17 protein-coding genes are annotated in these 21,340 nt (G+C 34.3%); 14 read left to right on the forward strand and 3 right to left on the reverse strand.

Annotation, left to right across the window (positions count from 1 at the left end; all coding sequences use genetic code 11):
* Nucleotides 1-13: 13 nt before the first annotated feature.
* The 5 genes from NYE52_RS05750 to clpB all read left to right on the forward strand — a co-directional run bounded on the left by NYE52_RS05750 (nt 14) and on the right by clpB (nt 8,440).
* Nucleotides 14-1,096 carry a carbamoyl phosphate synthase small subunit gene (locus NYE52_RS05750; protein WP_341192183.1) on the forward strand — a complete coding sequence of 361 codons (1,083 nt, stop codon included), beginning with the start codon at nt 14-16 and terminating at the stop codon, nt 1,094-1,096.
* Nucleotides 1,089-4,211, forward strand: a complete 3,123-nt coding sequence (locus NYE52_RS05755; RefSeq protein WP_341192184.1) for a carbamoyl phosphate synthase large subunit — start codon at nt 1,089-1,091, stop codon at nt 4,209-4,211. The genes NYE52_RS05750 and NYE52_RS05755 overlap by 8 nt, the downstream gene beginning before the upstream one ends.
* Nucleotides 4,208-5,155, forward strand: a complete 948-nt coding sequence (argF, locus tag NYE52_RS05760; RefSeq protein ID WP_445669094.1) for an ornithine carbamoyltransferase — start codon at nt 4,208-4,210, stop codon at nt 5,153-5,155. Before NYE52_RS05755 ends, argF begins: the two co-directional genes overlap by 4 nt.
* A 229-nt stretch (nt 5,156-5,384) precedes the next feature.
* Entirely contained in the window at nt 5,385-5,564 is a 180-nt protein-coding gene (locus tag NYE52_RS05765) for a YjzC family protein (protein ID WP_341192185.1), read from the forward strand.
* 275 nt (nt 5,565-5,839) lie between these two features.
* Entirely contained in the window at nt 5,840-8,440 is a 2,601-nt protein-coding gene (gene clpB, locus NYE52_RS05770; RefSeq protein WP_341192186.1) for an ATP-dependent chaperone ClpB, read from the forward strand.
* A 174-nt stretch (nt 8,441-8,614) separates the two neighbouring features.
* Here the strand turns inward: clpB and NYE52_RS05775 are convergent, their stop codons facing one another.
* The gene (locus NYE52_RS05775; protein WP_341192187.1) at nt 8,615-8,794 is read right to left on the reverse strand and encodes a YjzD family protein; all 180 of its coding nucleotides are present in this window, start codon (nt 8,792-8,794) and stop codon (nt 8,615-8,617) included.
* 298 nt (nt 8,795-9,092) lie between these two features.
* Between NYE52_RS05775 and NYE52_RS05780 the strand changes: the two genes are divergently transcribed.
* The 3 genes from NYE52_RS05780 (at nt 9,093) to NYE52_RS05790 (ending at nt 11,812) form a co-directional block, all read left to right on the forward strand.
* Nucleotides 9,093-9,830: a hydrolase gene (locus NYE52_RS05780; protein ID WP_341192188.1), complete on the forward strand. Its 738-nt coding sequence runs from the start codon at nt 9,093-9,095 to the stop codon at nt 9,828-9,830.
* Nucleotides 9,831-9,993: 163 nt separating this feature from the next.
* Nucleotides 9,994-10,779: a hypothetical protein gene (locus NYE52_RS05785; RefSeq protein ID WP_341192189.1), complete on the forward strand. Its 786-nt coding sequence runs from the start codon at nt 9,994-9,996 to the stop codon at nt 10,777-10,779.
* 22 nt (nt 10,780-10,801) lie between these two features.
* A complete protein-coding gene (locus tag NYE52_RS05790) occupies nt 10,802-11,812 on the forward strand; it encodes a BMP family ABC transporter substrate-binding protein (protein ID WP_341192190.1) in 1,011 nt (336 codons plus the stop codon).
* A gap of 214 nt (nt 11,813-12,026) precedes the next feature.
* On the opposite strand, the gene NYE52_RS05795 is transcribed toward NYE52_RS05790, so the two are convergent.
* The gene (locus NYE52_RS05795) at nt 12,027-12,446 is read right to left on the reverse strand and encodes a hypothetical protein (protein ID WP_341192191.1); all 420 of its coding nucleotides are present in this window, start codon (nt 12,444-12,446) and stop codon (nt 12,027-12,029) included.
* Between the two features lie 338 nt (nt 12,447-12,784).
* Here NYE52_RS05795 and NYE52_RS05800 point away from each other — a divergent pair, with 338 nt between their 5' ends.
* The 5 genes from NYE52_RS05800 (at nt 12,785) to NYE52_RS05820 (ending at nt 17,869) form a co-directional block, all read left to right on the forward strand.
* Nucleotides 12,785-13,723, forward strand: a complete 939-nt coding sequence (locus NYE52_RS05800) for a beta-ketoacyl-ACP synthase III (protein ID WP_341192192.1) — start codon at nt 12,785-12,787, stop codon at nt 13,721-13,723.
* A 62-nt stretch (nt 13,724-13,785) separates the two neighbouring features.
* Nucleotides 13,786-15,027: a beta-ketoacyl-ACP synthase II gene (fabF, locus tag NYE52_RS05805; protein ID WP_341192193.1), complete on the forward strand. Its 1,242-nt coding sequence runs from the start codon at nt 13,786-13,788 to the stop codon at nt 15,025-15,027.
* Nucleotides 15,028-15,346: 319 nt separating this feature from the next.
* Nucleotides 15,347-15,769, forward strand: a complete 423-nt coding sequence (locus NYE52_RS05810; RefSeq protein ID WP_341192194.1) for a Fur family transcriptional regulator — start codon at nt 15,347-15,349, stop codon at nt 15,767-15,769.
* A gap of 266 nt (nt 15,770-16,035) precedes the next feature.
* Entirely contained in the window at nt 16,036-16,797 is a 762-nt protein-coding gene (locus tag NYE52_RS05815) for a DUF2268 domain-containing protein (RefSeq protein WP_341192195.1), read from the forward strand.
* A gap of 325 nt (nt 16,798-17,122) precedes the next feature.
* The gene (locus NYE52_RS05820; RefSeq protein WP_341195123.1) at nt 17,123-17,869 is read left to right on the forward strand and encodes a YjbA family protein; all 747 of its coding nucleotides are present in this window, start codon (nt 17,123-17,125) and stop codon (nt 17,867-17,869) included.
* A 124-nt stretch (nt 17,870-17,993) separates the two neighbouring features.
* Here NYE52_RS05820 and trpS read toward each other — a convergent pair whose 3' ends face one another.
* Nucleotides 17,994-18,983, reverse strand: coding sequence for a tryptophan--tRNA ligase (gene trpS / locus NYE52_RS05825; RefSeq protein WP_341192196.1), 990 nt, complete (start codon nt 18,981-18,983; stop codon nt 17,994-17,996).
* Between the two features lie 728 nt (nt 18,984-19,711).
* Here trpS and NYE52_RS05830 point away from each other — a divergent pair.
* Nucleotides 19,712-21,325 (forward strand): peptide ABC transporter substrate-binding protein, encoded by a 1,614-nt coding sequence (locus NYE52_RS05830; protein ID WP_341192197.1) that lies wholly within the window; start codon nt 19,712-19,714, stop codon nt 21,323-21,325.
* Nucleotides 21,326-21,340: the final 15 nt, after the last annotated feature.

Below are 21,340 nucleotides of genomic sequence, written 5' to 3' on the forward strand. Positions count from 1 at the left end.
AGGTGTAAACACAATGGAAGGTTATCTTCACTTAAGCAACGGTGCGAAATATAAAGGTGATTTTGTTACAAATGGCAATGTTCAAGATATAAAAGGAGAAATTGTATTCTTTACTGGAATGACGGGGTATCAGGAAGTGCTAACTGACCCCTCCTATAAAGACCAGATTATCGTTTTTACGTACCCATTGATCGGAAACTATGGCATCAATAAAGAAGACTTTGAGAGTAAACGACCACATGTAGCTGGTGTTATTGTTTATGAATCAAATAGTGAAGCTTATCATTATCAAGCTGAATATTCTTTACAGGATTACTTGAACAAATGGGATATTCCGATGCTAGAGCATGTGGATACTAGATCCATTGTAAAAAATATTAGACAAACGGGTTCCATGCCGGCAGTGATGACCGCGGAAAAAGAGATTACTATTAATACCTTTACTTTAAAGGAAGATGTAAAAGTAGCAAAGGTTTCGGAAATTGGTTTTAAAACGTTTGGACAGGGAGAGTATCATATTGTTCTTGTTGATTTCGGAAAAAAGGAAAGTATGTTAACCGCATTATTAGAACGTGACTGTAAAGTGACGGTTGTACCGTATAATACAGAATTTACTAGTATTAAAGCCTTGCAGCCTGATGGCATCCTTCTCTCAAATGGACCTGGGGATCCAAAGGAATTAATGGGGATTTTGCCAACTATTAAAGCGTTGATTAAGCATTATCCAACACTTGGTATTTGCTTAGGTCATCAGCTTTCTGCATTAGCGCTTGGTGCAGAAACTACGAAACTATCATTTGGACATCGAGGAGCAAATCATCCTGTAATGGATCGGAAGAAGGAGAAGGTGATTATGTCCTCACAAAATCATAGTTATGTAGTGAAAGAGGAAAGTCTAGCAGCTACTGGCTGTGAAGCGAGATTTTACAATCTTCATGATGGATCGGTTGAGGGATTGTCTCATAGTATTTATCCACTACAGACCGTACAGTTCCATCCAGAGGCAAATCCAGGTCCTTCTGAAGGGTGTTATATATTCGATGAATTTATAGAAAATGTTAAAGCAAATAATGGGAGAGTTTTTGCATATGCCTAAAGACACGACGATAAAAACCATACTTGTAATAGGATCAGGACCAATTGTAATTGGTCAGGCAGCAGAATTTGATTATGCTGGTACGCAAGCATGCATGGCTTTAAAGGAAGAAGGATATAAAGTCATTCTTGTTAATAATAATCCAGCTACGATTATGACAGATGAAACATTTGCTGATTCAATTTATTTTGAACCTTTAACTGTAGACGTACTAGAAATGATTATTCAAAAAGAAAAGCCTGATGGAATCCTTGCTACTTTAGGTGGCCAAACTGGATTAAATCTAGCATTTCAACTTAGTGAGCAAGATATTTTAGAAAAGTATCAAGTTAAATTGTTGGGAAGCTCTATCGAATCCATTAAAAAAGGAGAAGATAGAGAAGCCTTTAGAGAATTAATGTATCAATTAAATGAGCCAGTGCCAGAAAGTAAAATTGTGCATAAAGTCGAAGAAGCTGTAGACTTTGCAAACGAAATTGGCTTTCCCATTATTGTACGCCCAGCATATACGTTAGGCGGAACTGGTGGTGGTATTGCTGGGAATATGGAAGAATTCACGAAACTCGTAGCTGGGGGCTTGAAAGAAAGTGCAATAGGTCAATGCTTAGTGGAAAGAAGTATTGCTGGCTTTAAGGAAGTAGAATATGAGGTAATGCGGGATAGCATGAATACATGTATTACCATTTGCAATATGGAAAACATTGATCCAGTTGGAATACACACTGGGGACAGCATTGTTATTGCTCCATCGCAAACTTTGACAGATGTAGAATATCAAATGCTCCGTTCTGCTTCTATTAAAATCATTTCTGCTTTAGGAATAATTGGCGGATGCAATATCCAATTTGCATTAGATCCAAACAGTAAGAAATATTATTTAATTGAAGTAAATCCAAGAGTAAGCAGATCATCTGCCCTTGCTTCTAAAGCAACCGGCTATCCGATTGCGAGAATGGCTGCAAAATTGGCAGTTGGTTACACGCTAAATGAACTGATAAACCCAGTTACTGGGGATACATTTGCAAGTTTTGAGCCTGCATTAGATTATGTAGTGGTAAAGATTCCGAAATGGCCATTTGATAAGTTTCCAACTGTTTCAAGAAGACTTGGCACACAAATGAAGGCAACTGGAGAAGTAATGGGGATTGATCGGAATATTGAGCGGGCGTTATTGAAGGCAATTCGTTCCCTTGAAATAAAAGGAAATGATCTAACGCTTCCTGGCTTAAACGATATGTCAGTGGAAGCTTTATATACAAAAATGCTTGAACAAACCGACGAAAGATTTTTTGTAATTCTAGAACTCATTAGAAAATCAGAGTCCGTTACTAAAATCCATGATTTAACAAAAATTGATTTATTCTTCCTTCATATTTTTAAAAGACTAATAGATATGGAAAAAGAAATTATGGATTCTTCGCTCCAAACAGTAACAAAACCAGAGTTACTGAAGTGGAAAGAAAAAGGATTTAGTGATGCCTTTTTAGCAAGTGCTTGGAATTGCTTAGAAAAAGAGATTCGAGCAAAGCGAAAGCAATTAGAAGTACTTCCTATTTATAAAATGGTGGATACATGTGCTGCTGAGTTTGAAGCAAAAACAAATTATTATTATTCTAGCTACTATGGAGAAAATGAACAAAAGAAAAGCGAGCAACGAAAGGTACTTGTTATCGGTAGTGGCCCAATAAGAATTGGCCAGGGAATAGAATTTGATTATTGTTCCGTTCATGGAGTATTTGCTTTAAAAGAAGAAGGAATCGAAACCATAATTATTAATAATAATCCTGAGACCGTTAGTACTGATTTTGCCACTGCAGATCGCCTGTATTTTGAGCCATTAGTAGTGGAAGATATTATGAATGTGATTGAATCAGAAGGCATTAAGGATGTCATTGTCCAATTAGGTGGTCAAACAGCCATTAATGTTGCAAAAGAATTAGAAGCATATGGCGTTCATATTCTTGGAACAAACAGTAGCACCATTGATGTTTTAGAAGATAGAGATTTATTTTATAAGCTATTAGAGGAAGAAGATATCCCCCATATTCAGGGAGATATAGCGGAAAATGAACAGCAGATAATGGAATCAGTAAAGAAAATAGGCTTTCCAGTATTAATTCGACCATCCTATGTAATCGGCGGTAAAGGAATGGAACGTATAAATGATGAAGAGTCCTTACGATTCTATTTACAAACAGATGTACCTTACCCTGTTCTTGTTGATCAATTTATGGAGGCCTCTGAAGCAGAATTAGATTTAGCTGCTGATGGCATCAATATTTGTATTCCAACTATTATGGAGCATATTGAGAAAACAGGTGTACATTCAGGGGATAGCCTATCTTTATTGCCGGCTAGGAATTTATCATTAAGCGTAAAAGAAAAAATGATTGCTTACGCTCAGAAAATAGTAAGACATACGGGGTATAAAGGATTAATGAATATCCAATATATTATTAATAATGAAGAGGTTTATGTACTAGAAGTTAACCCTCGTGCTAGTAGAACAGTTCCGATTGTAAGTAAAGTGACAGGGGTACCTTTAGTACAAATTGCGACAAAAATATTGCTTGGGAAATATACGTTTACAGAAGAAGAAAAGGCATTTACAGATGATATTGAATTTACTTGTATTAAATATCCTGTTTATTCTAATTATGCCTTAAAGGGCTTAGATTCTAAATTAGGGCCAGAAATGCGTTCAACAGGTGAGGGAATTGCCCTCGCTGCCACTGTGGAAGAAGCATTGAAAAAAGTATTTCATCCGACTTTAAAGAAAGTCCCGAAACAGGAGATGAAAATTGTCGTAAAAACGACGGAGCATGTACAAGAAATTTGTAAGCAAGCTGAAGAGGTCCAACTTTTAGTTGAAATTGCAGATAATAATACCGTGGAATCGTTATTAGCAGATAAAGGTACTATTGCCTTTTACAATCCAACCAATTTAAAAGAAGATAAACATTCTCGTGAATTAGCGACAAGAAATCGGATTATCACTTTTACACAAAAAGAAAGCCTAGAGGCATTTATTTCTTCCTTCAAAGAAAAAGAATTAACGGTTCATTCTATACAGGAATGGCATGAAGATATAAGAAAAGGAGTGAGTACTGTATGATGATTGCATCAGAGCTGAATTTACAGGGAAGAGACTTATTAACATTAGCTGATTATTCAAAAGAAACAATTCTTGAATTACTAAATAAGGCAAAAGCAATAAAGGAAACACACTTAAAGGGAGAGGTGATTGCTCCTTTAAAAGGGAAAACTTTGGGGATGATTTTTGAGAAATCTTCAACAAGAACGAGAGTATCCTTTGAAGCAGGAATGCATCAGTTGGGAGGTCATGCCCTTTATCTAAATAGCCGTGATCTTCAAATTGGAAGAGGAGAGACAATTTCTGATACGGCAAAAGTGCTGTCCCAATATGTGGATGCGATTATGATTCGTACGTTTTCTCATACAATTGTAGAAGAATTAGCCGAACATGCAACAATTCCAGTCATTAACGGATTAACGGATCTTTACCATCCATGTCAAGCATTAGCGGATTTACTTACTATCTTAGAAGTAAAAGGCACATTAAAAGGTCAAAAGCTCGCTTATATAGGAGATGGAAATAATGTTGCGCATTCCTTGCTAATAGCATGCTCAAAAGTAGGAATGAATATTTCCATAGCTACACCACCAAATTATGAAGTCGATGCAAAAGTGGCAGAATTAGCTTACTCTTTTGCAAAAACAAGTGGCAGTAAGGTAGAACTGACAAATAATCCTGTGGAAGCTGTTAAAGAAGCAGATGCCATCTATTCAGATGTATGGACCAGCATGGGACAGGAAGAAGAAAACGAACAGCGACTAAAAGATTTCCAAGGATTTCAAGTAAATGCAGAGCTAGTTAAGCATGCTAAAGAAGATTATATCTTCCTACACTGCTTACCAGCCCATCGAGAAGAAGAAGTAACAACGGAAATTATAGATGGCAATCATTCATACGTCTTCCAACAAGCAGGAAACAGATTACATGCGCAAAAAGCACTATTAGTGGAAATTTTAAAATGAAAAAGTCTTTGACGGTTAACCATTGTTAATCGTCTTTTTCTGTGGAAATACTATTCAATATCTTTAGTATGTGTAAACGATTTATAACTAACCACCTTCAATACCAGTAATTATTTTCCGTAATTTTCATTTGAAAAAAGGCAATAATAATAAACAGTTAAGTAATAACAGCTTTCTCTTGTTGTTTACTTAACTGCTCAAATGGTAATGGATAAAGGAGGAGTTTATTTTGGGTCAAAATAGACAGTTTCGTCCAGGACAAAAGGCACCAAACAATGGAGTTTATATAGAAATTGGTGAAACCGGAAGTAACGTAAATAACCCTCAAAAGTTAAAAATGAAGGCAGGAGATCGCTTTCCAGAAACATCCAACCATAATCGATTATGGTCTTTTCAAAGAAGACCATAATAAGTGATAAATTAAGTAGTTGTTTGGTTTAAAATACTTTCATTTATGTGAAACCATTGTGGTTTTAACATTTTGTTGATGGAGCAGAAAATCAACAAAATAGATTTTTAATAAAAGGGATTTCTCTTAAAGAGTCAGCTTCATGATAAATATCTCCCTGTGAGATATCATTATGTTGAATATTACTCTTTGTAAAAGAGAGATCCCTTTACATATGGATAAATTATTCTATAATAAAAATAAAGGTCAAAAAAGGTCAAAAGGAGTCTTGGAAAATGAATGTAGAACAGATGACAGAACGAGTTCAATTAGCAATTACAGAAGCCCAATCCCTAGCGATAAAGGAAAGTCATCAAGAAATAGATGATATTCATTTGTTTTTGGCTTTTCTTCATCAGCAGGATAATCTATTGACTTCCATACTACACAAATTACAAAAAGATCCGAATAGGATTATCGATAAATTAACGAAAGAATTGAAGAAAAAGCCACAAGTTTCCATTAGTGGTTCTAAGCAAGGAACGGTCTATATAACTGCTGGTTTGCAACAGCTTTTAGCAAAAGCAGAAGAAGAGATGAACGTATGGGAAGATGAATATTTGTCAGTAGAACATCTAATTCTCGCCACGTATAAAATAGAACATTCTACAGTAGGAAAGATTTTAAAACAAGAGGATATTCCATTAGAAGAAATAAAAACAGCAATAAAAGAGATAAGGGGGACACAGAGAGTGACTAGTAAAAATCCAGAAGCAACATACGAAGTGCTTAGTAAATATGGTCGGGATTTAGTGGAGGAAGTAAAGCTGGGTAAGCTTGATCCAGTAATCGGTCGAGATAATGAAATCCGGAACGTAATCCGCATTTTATCAAGAAAGACAAAAAATAATCCCGTTTTAATTGGGGAACCTGGTGTGGGGAAAACAGCTATTGTGGAAGGGCTAGCACAACGAATTGTCCGCAAAGATGTTCCAGAAGGTTTAAAGGATAAAACGATTTTTTCATTAGATATGGGGGCTTTAGTGGCTGGAGCCAAATTTCGAGGAGAGTTTGAAGAGCGGTTAAAGGCTGTTTTACAAGAAGTGAAAAATAGTGATGGACGAATCATCTTATTTATTGATGAATTGCATACGATTGTTGGGGCTGGCAAAGCCGATGGAGCGATGGATGCAGGAAATATGTTGAAACCAATGTTAGCAAGGGGAGAGCTTCATTGTATTGGTGCCACAACATTAGATGAACATCGCCAGTATATTGAGAAAGATCCTGCCTTAGAGCGTCGTTTTCAGCAGGTTCTTGTTTCGGAACCAACTGTTGAGGATACGATTGCTATTCTAAGAGGGTTAAAGGAAAGATTTGAAATTCATCATGGTGTAAATATTCAAGACCGTTCCATTATTGCAGCAGCTACTTTATCCGATCGCTATATAACAGAACGCTTCTTGCCAGATAAAGCCATTGATTTAATTGATGAAGCATGTGCGATGATTCGTACAGAGATAGACTCCATGCCGATTGAAATTGATGAACTTACAAGAAAAATCATGCAGCTTGAAATTGAAGAAGCGGCATTACATGGAGAAGAAGATGTGCAAAGCAAAGAGAGACTAGCTGTAATTGCAAAAGAACTAGCTAATTTAAGGGAACGTTCCAATGCCTTGAAGGCGAAATGGCAACAGGAAAAAGATGCTTTGCAATCCATACAAGAGAAAAAAGAACAGCTTGAACGGAAAAAGAGAGAGCTAGAGGATGCAGAAAATAACTATGATTTAAATAAAGCTGCAGAATTAAGACATGGAAGTATTCCGAAATTAGAAAAAGAAATTCAGGAAATGGAAGAATTAGCGAAACAAGAGCAGGAAAATCGCCTTTTGAGGGAAGAAGTGACAGAAGAGGAAATCGCTAATATTGTTGCTAGATGGACAGGGATTCCTGTATCCAAATTAGTAGAAAAAGAACGAGAAAAGCTTTTACGCTTAGAAGCAATTCTGCAAGAAAGAGTAGTTGGACAATCAGAAGCTGTAGAGCTAGTGAGTGATGCTGTATTAAGAGCAAGAGCAGGAATAAAAGATCCGAATAGACCAATTGGCTCCTTCTTATTTTTAGGACCTACTGGTGTGGGGAAAACAGAACTAGCCAAAACATTAGCAGCTACCCTTTTTGATAGTGAAGAGCAAATGATTCGAATTGATATGTCTGAGTATATGGAGAAGCATGCTGTATCTCGTTTAATTGGAGCTCCTCCAGGCTATATAGGGTATGAAGAGGGCGGACAGTTAACGGAAGCGATTAGAAGAAAGCCTTATTCTGTGGTCCTTTTAGACGAGGTGGAAAAAGCTCATCCAGAAGTTTTCAATATATTGCTTCAAGTTCTAGATGATGGGAGAATTACTGACTCACGAGGTAGAACGGTTGATTTTAAAAATACCGTAATTATCATGACATCAAATATTGGGTCTCATTTATTATTAGAAACCGGAGAAACAAATGAGATTCCAAAAGAAATAAGAGATGGAGTCATGGCACAATTAAATGGTCATTTTAGACCAGAGTTTTTAAATAGAATTGATGAAGTTATTTTATTTAAGCCGTTAACATTAGCGAATATTAAGGATATTGTTTCAAAGCTAGTTGTTCAATTGCAAGCACGGCTTACTGATCAGCATATCACCATTGAAATGACAGAAAAGGCGAAAGGATTTGTCGCGAAAAATGGCTTTGACCCTAAATTTGGAGCAAGACCACTTAGAAGATTTTTGCAGAAAACAATTGAAACGCTATTAGCAAAAGATATAATTGGTGGAAAGATAAAAGAAAACGATCATGTGCAGATTGACGAAGAAGATGAACAAATCGTTTTAAAACGTAAAGAATAAAATATTTTTCTAGTCTAAGCAGCCTGAATATAGTAAGAAAGTTATTTTCTGTATTTAGGCTGCTTTTTTGTGAGAACAATAAAAAAGGTGTTTAAATAAAATACACGATCAAGTGGAATTCTCTCCCTATTTGTGCATATTATTTAAACACCATTTACTTAGCAAGTAATGCTCTTAATGAGAACCCTCTTCATGAGTAGGTTCATTTGGAATAACTGCTGATAAAATGAAAACTATTACAGAAAAGACAGCTGTTAGAATTAGCCCCATTGAAAAATTAAAAGGAACCCCATTCATTGAACCAACAACATAAACTAACATTTGAGCAAGTAAAAATGTCCAAAAAATTGTCATTATGTAACGCAACCGAAATCACCTCTTTATAGCTTGCTTATCATAATTATCTTACCACATAGTAGATAAATAATAAATGTGAATGATATAGCTTTCTTAAATTCTTCACTATTTCAAAACATAAATAGTCAACCTTTATTGTGAGTAATCCATTCTTTAAGATTTAAAGATGGGAAGAATCAATGTCCTTTGGTCATGTAACTCCGCATTTCTTCTTGAAATATAGGCAAACTCCCTTACATTTTAATAAAAGAGACATACATTATTAAAAGGAAAATGCTAAAAAGGAGTTTTTAAAATGGAGAACCGGAACTTCCAGTTAGATACCGAATGGAACATGATACACTATCCTCATCGACCTAATGGTTTCGGTATCTTAATTATTGGAGACGAAAGAAATTTTGTTACCGATACAAATAGTTTTTGGAACCAAAATGAAGGAAAGAGAAATTTAATCGAGTCCTTACGTGATAATGGATATACCATTTTCTATTCCAATTTATACGGGAAAAATTGGGGGAGCGAAAAAGCTCTACAGTTGGCTAAAAGACTATATGAACATATTATCCGTACAGAAATACTAAATCATCGAATTCATATTATTGCAGAAGGAATGGGGGCGCTAACTGCAATCCAGCTAATGATGGAGATGAAGAATAATATACGTTCTGTTGTTTTATTAAACCCTATTCTATCTTTAAAAGAACATTTAGAAAGGGAAAAGGAGCATAAGTTTTTTATAAAAAAATTAACGAATGAAATCAGTATTGCTTTTAATACAAATAAACATGAATTAATGGATTTATTAAAGGATCAAAAGGAATACGAGTTAGAGGCGACAGAAACACCAACAAAAATTATTCAAATTTTGCATAATGGTAGATCCTATTATCAATCCCATGCCTTAAAAAAAGCCTCTGTCATTTGGGAAGAAAAAAATTTGCCCATTTTTGTATCCTATGTTTTACCAGAAAAACGAAGTGCGATGCCGAAACAAATTGCTTCTTTTTTTAGAAAGTATGAAAAAAATCTTTGAATTAAAAAGATGTTGTTCAGGTAACTATTTTTTGAACAACATCTTTAGTCATTTCCTTACCAGAATGAATCAGCGTTACCATTGCATTTCTTAAGGTACTACGAAATATTTAGCATTTGCATGCATATGTATACATTAAGTATTTTTTTATGGGAGGCTTTTTATGAAGAAGGCAATAGTATTCGGTGCATATCAATTCCTCGGTTTTCATATATGCGGAGCATTGTTAGAAGAGGGAGAGGAGATAATCGGTGTGTCTTTCCCAAACATTCATGTTGATGATATAGAAGATAAAAGGATGGAGATAGGGAGAAATGCTAATTTCAGTGAAATAAGCTGGAATCACCTTGATTCAATCCTTCAAGATTCACATAGTGATTTTCTTTTTTTTGACCTATATACAATAGAAAGTCTACATTCTGTGTATGAGATAATTAAAAGTCATATTATTGATCGTATTGACAAGAAATTTCTAATTGCGAAAAAACTAGTTTTTCTAGTAAATATTATGTCTTTAGAAAAAGAAAATGAGCTATTTTCCACAATGAAAGAAGAGTGGAATGACTATCCGATTCAGATGGTACATATGCCTACATTGTATGGACCTTGGCAACCAAATAATTTTTTGTTCCAACAGTTAATAGAAGGAGAAGAATCCATTCATTTTAGCTTAAGAGAATATCCAAAAGATGCAATTTTTATCGATGATGCAGTAATGGAAGTAGTAAAACAGACAAAAAAAGGACAAAATAATAATATTCTATTAAAAAGTAATGTAACAAATCATTGGCAAAGATGCTTAGAACATTTAAAATGGGATATACCTGAAACCATTTGTAAAGATGTAGAATATTCTGTATATTTAAAAGAGGTAATTGTAATAAATACAAGCAGCATTTCAGCGAATTTAGATAAACAGAGAAAGCATCATTTATTGTATAGAATTTAATAGTGTTATAGGAGTATTAATAATGAAAAGAACATTAATGAACATTCGGAATAAACCAATTAGAGGAAAGATTTTAATTATCATTCCTCTAATTGTATGTGTTCTTTTTCTTTTCCTTTTTTTAAATGGGTCTGTTGGTAAAAAAGGAAAGATTGAAAAAGTGGGGCTCCTTGTTAGTGGTACAGTAAGTGATCAAGTGTGGGGAACAAAAGGCTATATAGGATTGTTAAATATCCATACTAAATTTGATGTGGATGTCTTTTATAAAGAGTCGATTGATTCCTATACCATTACGGAAAGAGCAGTAAAAGAATTTGAGGCGAAAGGTGTAAATTTGATTTTTGGACATGGTAGTGATTTTGTTCAGTATTTTAATATCCTTTCATCAAAATATCCCTCTATTCACTTTGTCAGTTTAAATGGAAGAGAACCGGCAACAAAAGAAAATACAACTAATATAAAGTTTGAAAATTACCCAATGGGTTTCTTTGGTGGGATGGTAGCGGGACAAACGACGAAAACAAATACTATTGGCGTAATCGGTGCTTATGATTGGCAGGAAGAAGTAAAGGGATTTGAAGATGGGGTCCACTATGTCAATAAAAGTGCCCAAGTTATTAAAGAATTTGTGAATGATTGGGATAATCGCGAAAAGGCGATGAACCTATTAGATAATCAAATAAGACAGAATGTAGATATTGTTTATCCTGTTGGTTATGGATTTAGTGTGGAAATAGTAGAAAACATCAAAAAAAAGGGACTGCATGCCATTGGATATATTTCTGATCAATCCAATATTGGCAAATATACGGTGTTAACAAGCACGATTCAAGATATCCCTAAACTCTACGAACAAATTGCCACAGCATTTGATGAAGGGGAACTTCAACCTGGTACTCAATCCTGTGGAATAAAAGAAGGTACCATTTATTTAGGCAATTTTAGTCCAAGTATCGATTATGATATTGTTGAATCCATACAGAAAGATTTGAATCATTATAAAAAGACAGGAAAACTCCCAAATGAGAAATAAAAGGGTTAAGCTTTCAGATTAAAGGGACTAATTTCGAGTAAAATGGAAAAGATGTTTCTTCATTGTAAGGAAGGGATAACTTGTCTTTATGGGGGAAAGAAAAACATATAAAATACTGCTATTAAGTAAAAGGTGGTATCTAATGAGTGTTTTTAATAAATCTATTATAATCCATAAAAAGGGGATGGATTAACAGTAATCAGATTATTACGAGTTAATCCATCCATTTTTTTATAAAAGGGGTTATTTTTTTGAATATAGGCTTTAAATCATTAGCAGATGTCATAAACATATCTACATTCTTCATAAGGAGTTCAAGGTCAATTTGATTTAAGAAGGTTGCAATCGCATCAAAGTTTGCGCTTTCTTCATTTTCTTCATTTTCTTCATTTTCCTCCACCTGATTGGACTTCTCGTTACCTCTACCAAAAATCCAATCATCTCCTTTAACTCTTCTCCTAATGGAAGGCTCTTCCTCCGTTAGTTGAGAATGGTCTACATTCTTATTTTTTCTTAAGGAACGACTGTTTGTACCAAACATAAATAGAGAGAAGTGATCAACTTCTGCTTCTTCTTCTAATTTCATCTCATTTTTTTCTTTCTCATCAAAGCGTTCGTCTTTATGATCCTCCATGTTCTACCTCCTATAACATACGATCTTAGATAAGCTCTTAATATGCTATGAAAAACATCGGAAAATGCTTAGACCAATATAATAGAAAACAAAATATGTTGCAAAATACAGGAGTAATTTGATAAAATTAGTACCAAGTCATAATAATTGATAATAATATATTACTGTATTAATGTAATAGTAAATTCATCTTATTAAGTCCAGATTGGACAATTTAGGGTAAACTAAGTGAAACAACACAGGCTTATTTTTATTTTTTAGAATCACTGAGTAATATATAAGAGATAAAAGAGAAAGACATACCGGATAACCGGTGAATATAAAAGGAGCTGAAAGCTTTGGGTACAGGAATAATTGGTATTGGCCGTGAACTTCCAGAAAAAATTTTAACAAACCTTGATTTAGAAAAAATGGTCGATACAAATGATGAATGGATAAGAACAAGAACTGGTATAGAAGAACGAAGAATTGCAGACGACAATACTAATACATCGGATATTGCATTGGCCGCAGCTAAGAAAGCAATTGACGATGCTGGTATTCATCCAGAAGATATTGATATGATTATGGTTGCAACAGTTACTCCTGATCAGTCCTTTCCTTCTGTTGCATGTATGATTCAAGAAAAATTAGGTGCGAAAAAAGCAGCAGCAATGGATTTAAGCGCTGCATGTGCAGGTTTTATGTATGGAATGGTAACAGCTAAGCAATTTATTGATACAGACGTTTATAAATATGTGTTAGTAATTGGTGTAGAAAAGCTTTCTAAAATTACAAATTGGGAAGATCGTAATACGGCTGTTCTATTTGGTGATGGAGCTGGAGCGGCAGTTTTAGGCAAAGTTTCAGAAGGAAGAGGAATCCTTTCTTTTGAATTAGGTGCAGATGGTTCTGGTGGAAAACATCTTTATTTAGATGATGAAGACCATATTTACATGAATGGTAGAGAAGTTTTTAAATTTGCCGTTCGTCAAATGGGCGAAAGCAGTGAAAATGTGTTGGTAAAAGCAGGCTTGTCCAAGGAAGATGTAGATTTCCTTATTCCACACCAAGCGAACATTCGTATCATGGAAGCTTCAAGACAAAGATTGAATTTGCCAGAAGATAAATTATCCAAAACAGTTCATAAATATGGAAATACAAGTGCTGCGTCTATTCCCATCTCATTAGTGGAAGAGTTAGAGGCTGGCAAAATTAAAGAAGATGATGTGCTTGTAATGGTCGGCTTTGGTGGAGGCTTGACTTGGGGAGCAATTGCTATGCGCTGGGGGAAATAAAATATCGCTTAAATGAAAAAAACACGTTTATATAAACTGGATATAGAAAAGGAGAATAGGACATGAGTACGAATAAAAGAGTAGTTGTTACTGGTATTGGAGCTGTAACACCGCTTGGGAATGATGCAATAACTACCTGGGATAATATTGTTGCTGGTGTGTCAGGAATTGGACCACTAACAAGAATTAATGCAGATGAATATCCAGCAAAAGTTGCTGCAGAAGTGAAGGATTTTAATCCAGAAGATTTTATGGAAAAAAAAGATGCTAGAAAGATGGATCGCTTTACACAATATGCAGTTGCAGCTTCCATGATGGCTGTAAAGGATGCTAATTTACAAATTACGGATGAAAATGCTCCTCGTATTGGAGTGTGGATTGGTTCAGGGATTGGCGGAATGGAAACTTTTGAAAATCAATATGAAATGTTCCAAAAAAGAGGTTATAAACGAGTAAGTCCTTTCTTTGTACCGATGTTAATTCCAGATATGGCATCTGGACAAGTTTCGATTACATTAGGTGCAAGAGGAGTGAATTCTTGTACTGTTACGGCATGTGCAACGGGAACAAACTCTATCGGAGATGCATTTAAAGTTATTCAGCGTGGAGATGCTGATGCGATGATTACTGGTGGAGCAGAGGCTCCTATTACAAAGATGTCTGTAGCTGGTTTCTGTGCAAATACGGCTTTATCCTTTAACCCAGATCCTAAAACGGCAAGTAGACCATTTGATGCAAACCGCGATGGATTTGTAATTGGAGAAGGTGCTGGGATTGTTGTGCTAGAAGAACTAGAGCATGCTTTAGCAAGAGGTGCTAACATCTATGCAGAAATAGTTGGATATGGTTCCACAGGAGATGCTTATCATATTACTTCCCCTGCACCAGGAGGAGAAGGTGGAGCAAGAGCTATGAAAATGGCAATTAATGATGCAGGACTTGCACCAGAAGATGTTTCTTATATTAACGCACACGGAACAAGCACAGCGTATAATGATAAATTTGAAACAATGGCTGTTAAAGAGGTCTTTGGAGATTATGCCTATAAAGTTCCGATGAGTTCCACAAAATCCATGACTGGCCATTTACTTGGTGCAGCAGGTGGAGTTGAAGCCATTTTTAGTGTTTTAGCAATAAGAGACAGCATTCTTCCACCAACCATTAATTTTGAAACAGCAGATCCAGATTGCGATTTAGATTATGTAATTAATACTCAAAGAAAACAAGAAGTAAATGTAGCTATGAGTAATTCATTAGGATTCGGCGGCCATAACGCTACAATTGTGTTTAAAAAATATCAATAAAATACTTCGGTTATTTATGTAATCTTTGTAGGTTTGTTTAAAAGGCAACTACTTAAAAATAGGTCATACATTAAAACTGCTAGGATTCGATTAAAATCGAGTCTTAGCAGTTTTTTTATTGTAAAAAAGAAACGATAAAATCTTTAATTATAATAATTTTAAATTAATATTGACTATTATTATAAAGTGTATATAATTAAAACTATAATTCTATTATTTAAGGTAGAAAATTCGGAAATGATTAACGTTAAAAGAAAACGCTTTCTTTTTGATGGTGAACTAGTATATAAGGAGAAATTACATAGAAAGGAAGAATTCTATGCTTAGTATAGAAAAGGCTAAAGACTTGTTGAAAGAAAAGAATGTTCGGCTAACACCTCAAAGGCTAGAATTAATAAATATACTTACAAAAGACAATAAGCATTGGACAGTAGATGAAATTTACCATGTTCTAAATGAGAATATGCCATCAGTAAGTATTACAACGGTTTATAATAACGTCCATTTATTCACGGAATTAGAATTATTAAAAGAAATCCAATTTGGTGAAGGATTAAGTAAATATGAATGGAAAAAAGATGAACATTATCATATCGTCTGTAACGGTTGTGGTGCGATAGTAGATATTTGGTATCCTACTTTAAGGGAGGTAGAATCATTTGCGAAATCCATATCTAAATTCAATATCAGCTCCCATAGTCTCCAGTTTTACGGAACCTGTGAACAGTGTGCAAAAGCATAAACAAAAAAACGAGATAATTTGTTTAGAGTGTAAACAGCCAATCAAAAAATTGAAGCACTCTATTATTTGTGGATGTGGAAGCAGAATCATGAAAGAAACACATAGATAATTTTTTATCCAAAGGGATATGGGAAGAAGTACTTTAATTGTACTTCTTCCCATATCCCTTTTTCATATTCCGTGATTAGTTGTCTTGGAACTTATCCATTCATAATCCATATACTGTTTAAATGAACAGAAGAATATGAAATAAAGGGGATATTTTGGTGGGGGTAATCGATACAAAAAAATGGCTCGAGGATCATTTTTATGAGCCGACTACTATATGTGAAAACATGCAAGCGTCCTTTGATGGAGATGAGCCTCAAAATATTTATCGATATTTAAGTGGATTTGGAATGTATAAGCCTTCAAGACGTTCAAAACAGACTTTTGAGCAAATGAAAGAATTAGAAACATGGAGTAAAATAGAGCGAATATTTCATAAGTATAAGAAAAAATGGAATGGACCAGATATACCTATTTATCTATTTCCTTTTCAGATGACTTGGAGAGGAGAGGAAAATAAATCTGGAGTATCGTTCCCGAATCAGCTTTTTTTATTTATTGGAGAAGTAACAGACGTTAAAGAATTAGAAGCGCTCTTTATTCATGAATACCACCATGTATGTCGTATTCATTATCAACAAAAGGCAATAGAAGAGTATACTTTATTAGATTCTATTGTTATGGAAGGGCTAGCAGAGCTTGCTGTTAAAGAAAACTGTGGGGAAGCTTATAATGCAAGCTGGTGTCACCTATATGATGAAGATAAAATAAAGCAATTTTGGGATAAAGAGCTAAAGGAATATTTAGATGTTAAAAAAACAGAGGAGAAACATGATCAACTCTTGTATGGATATGGACGATATCCTCAGATGATTGGTTATAACACAGGATTTCATCTTGTTAATTCCTATTATGAAAAGAGAAAAAGAAAAATAACAGGAAAAATGCAGTTTACGATAAAAAGTGAAGCATTTATTTAAAGAGTTCAAAGACGAGTATAGAAAACTGCTCGTCTATTTTATTTTTACTAGAATAGGCTAACCGGATAAATAACACAAATGGGATAAAAGGAAATAAAAAGACATGTAAAGGAAAGTTTGTACATATTATGATAATAGGTTCTGCTTATCATTCGTCTTAGTGAGTATCTAAGAAGAAAAGTACCTAGCAAAGTGAATGCACGAAAGATAGCTATTTTTCATAATAAATAGAGGAATAAAAAATAATCCTTTGAAAATAGGAATAAATATACTAAGCTCTGCCAATACTTATGGACAAACAGTTGTTGAAGTGAGGGATAAAAATATGCAGTATCTTCATGATGTTTGGGTAAATTGGTTTGAAGGGGAAGAAAACGGATATAATGTTTGTCACTTCCATGAATGGAGAAAAGATGATGGTGTTGAATTATTGGATCAGGTACCGCTATTAAAAGTAGACTCTTGTTTATTTAATTACATAGAAAATGACCTGGCGGAGTTACCACGACAATTATTAGAAGAAATTTATCAGAAAGCATATCTACGAAAAAATCATGAAAGAATTCAATTGGATTATTGTTTTGTAGTTTCTGATGGAATAGGACTTTTAGTAGTAGATACAATAGGATATTCTGTTCCGATTCGGAAGAGTCGAATGATACCTAGACAAGAACAATTGGCTTATGAATTACTGGAAAATCAAGAAACGATTTATTATAACTATCAAAATAATGAAGAAAAGAAAGAATTCCATATCCTATCTCCTGAGCCTCATGTGATGAACGGTTTAACGAGAAAGGAAAGACAATTAAAGCAATTGTTATTTATGGCATTAGATCAACTATATTCTTCTGAAAATGTGGCAGAGGTTCGCTATTGGTATACAGAATGGAGTCCAGAACGTTATTTTGAGATTCAGCATTTAGATTTTGAACATGCATGGAATGAACTATATGAATGCACAAAATACGGTTGGACAAAAAAGCATGAGCATTTTTGTGAGAATATTATAAAAGGTCAGCCTTTTTTTGAAAAGCTATGGGAAATGGAACATGGTCCGAAGGTAAATTAATAGTTGCCATCTTCAAAAAACATGAAAAATTAATAAGGAATGAAAAAGCCCGATGAATTTTCATCGGGCTTTAGACTGTATACAAGTTCATATTTTTAAGTATTAACTTTTTCATAGGAAGGAATTAACGACGTTTACGACCTAATCCCATCGCGTTTTCCATCTTTTTAATCATTTTACCTGCAACTTTATTTGCTTTTGCTGCACCTTCATCTAAAATATCATCTAATTCTGTCGAATTCATTAGCTCATTATATTTCTGTTGAATTGGCTTCAATGCCTCCACAACAACATTTGCTAAATCTGATTTGAAGTCTCCATAGCCTTTACCTTCGTATTTTGCTTCAAGACTTTCAATGCTTTCTCCAGAGAGGATCGAATAAATCGAAAGCAAGTTGGAAACGCCAGGCTTATTTTCTCTATCAAACTTAACGATGCCTTCTGAATCTGTAACAGCACTTTTGATTTTCTTAATAATTTGTGCTGGTTCGTCCAATAATGTAATGGTTGCTTTGTTATTTGTATCCGATTTACTCATTTTTTTCGTAGGATCTTGAAGAGACATAATTCTTGCGCCTACTTTTGGAATTCTAACTTCAGGAATCGTTAAGATATCATTGTATTTTTTATTAAATCTTTCTGCAAGATCACGAGTTAATTCTAGATGCTGCTTTTGGTCTTCTCCTACTGGAACGATATCTGTGCTATATAAAAGGATATCTGCCGCCATAAGAGGTGGATATGTTAATAACGCAGAAGAAACTGCATCTTTACCCGTAGATTTGTCTTTGAATTGCGTCATTCTTTCTAATTCACCAATATAAGAGATACATTGCATTAACCAGGCACCTTGAGCGTGTGCAGGTACTTCCGATTGAATAAATAGAGTAGCTTTATTCGGATCAATGCCCACTGCTAAGTATAGGGCAGCTAAGCTACGTATATTGTTTCTTAACACCATTCGATCTTGAGGTACCGTAATAGCATGTTGATCAACGATACAGAAGAAACAGTTATATTCGTCTTGAAGCTCGACAAATTGACTTAAAGCACCAATATAATTTCCTAATGTAATGGTACCACTTGGTTGAATCCCCGAAAAGATAGTTTTCATAAAATATACTTCCTCCAATATGTATTCTGGACACGTTTGTTTCGCTTAAACAAGCGATTCATTTCATTTACTAGGCTTTCTACCAGCAATTCTATGTTGAAGTAACTTTCGATTCAGAAAGCAACTTGCTAGTTAGTATAGTAAAAAAAAGAGAACCCAGAAACTTAATTATAATCATTATTATATCCATTTTAGCATGATTAGTTTATATTCAAAGGCTGATTTCTCAAAGTTTGTCGTTTTTAACAGAAAAAAATAGTGATTTTTTTAGAAGGCTTGGTTTTAATGGGGGGGATTTTAAATGAAATGTATAGGTAAATGGATTCTATTAATTATAATAATTCGAATAAATTTATATTAATATAATTATTCAGTAGATTTGCATATTTCTGATTTGTTTTTATTCTACAAAATTCTACATTATTCTTGCGTAAAAAATATTCCAATTATATAATTGTCATTACGAATGGATTAGGTAGTAATATTTCAGACTATTTAAAACACATAAGAATACATAAAAGATTGAACTAGCGAAATAGTTATTTTGAAATAATATTTTATGCGCTATGTATGGGAGTTTTCATTTAAGGTCGTTTTATACAATTAATAGTCGTTTGTTATAATTGACTGACTATTTAGGAAATGATTGCTTGTGTATTCTAAGGTTTAGAATGGGAAAGCTATTTTCGAAGTTCCATTTGAGGAAAAAATTTTTAGGGGGTAATTACATGAGAAAAAGAATGCTTGTACTAATGAGCTTAGTGCTTGTACTAAGTGCTTTTCTTGCTGCGTGTGGTAATGACAAAGGTGGGAGTGATAAATCTTCACAGAGCCTACGTTTGAACATTGTTTCAGAGCCACCAACATTACATCCAGCATTAGCTACAGATTCAACATCAGGTGGAGTGTTAATTCAAACATTTGAAGGATTAACTCGTATTGATAAAGATGGAGTTCCTCAGCCAGCTATGGCCGAAGATATTCAGGTTTCAGATGATCAATTAACCTACACTTTCAAAATTCGTGAAGATGCAACATGGACAAATGGTGATCCAGTAACAGCAGCAGATTTTGAATATGCTTGGAAATGGGCAATCGATCCTCAAAACCAATCTCAATATGCATATCAACTGTATTCCATAAAAGGTGCTGAAGCAGCAAATAATGGTGAAGGTAGTCTTGATGATGTTGCTATTAAAGCAGTAGATGAAAAGACTTTAGAAGTAACGTTAGTGAATCCAACACCTTACTTCTTACAATTACTAGCTTTCTATACTTATTTCCCAGTGAATAAAAATGTAGCAGAAGCAAATCCAGATTGGTATAAAGATGCTGGAGATGACTATGTAACAAATGGTCCTTTCAAAATGACAGAATGGAATCATAGTGAGTCAATCCTTCTAGAAAAGAATGAAGACTATTGGGATGCTGACACAGTTAAATTAGAAACAGTAGAAATGACTATGGTAGAAGATCCAACAACAGAGTTAAGCATGTTTGATAATGATGAATTAGATTGGGCTGGTTTACCATTTGGTTCATTACCTACAGATGCAATTAAAGCTTTAAAAGACAATGGGGACCTTAATATTAAAGCAATAGCAGGAACTTATTGGTATAAATTTAATACAGAAGAAAAGCCATTTAACAATGAAAATATTCGTAAAGCATTAACATATGCAATTGATCGTAAAGCAATTGTTGAGCAAATTACACAAGGTGGACAAATCCCTGCTATGGCAGTTGTTCCTCCAACAATGTTCGCTGAAAACGAAAAAGGTTACTTTAAAGATAATGATATCGAAGCAGCAAAAGCCGCTCTTGAGAAAGGCTTGAAGGAAGAAGGCTATGCTAGTGTAGAAGATTTACCAGCAATCACATTATCTTATAACACAAGTGAAGCACACGCCAAAATTGCGCAAGCTGTTCAAGATATGTGGAAAAAGAACCTTGGCATTAATGTAGAATTAGACAACGAAGAATGGCAAGTTTACTTAGAAAAAATTGATTCTGGTGACTATCAAATCGGACGTATGTCTTGGTCTGGTGACTACAATGACGCATTTAATTTCCTAGAATTGTATCGTGATGCAAACGGAGGAAATAACGACACTGGCTGGGAAAATCCAGAATACAAAAAGCTTCTTAATGCTTCACAAAAAGAAACAGATGAAGCTAAACGTAAACAATTATTACAAGATGCAGAAACTATTTTAATGAATGAACTTCCAATTGCACCTGTATATTTCTATACAAATACATGGGTACAAAAAGAGAACCTTAAAGATGTAGTAATATCAGGTTTAGGGGAAGCTCAGTTAAAATGGGCACATTTTGAATAATTAAAGGAATTACTT

It is taken from the genome of Niallia sp. FSL W8-0635 (assembly GCF_038007965.1).
GTDB lineage: Bacteria > Bacillota > Bacilli > Bacillales > Cytobacillaceae > Niallia.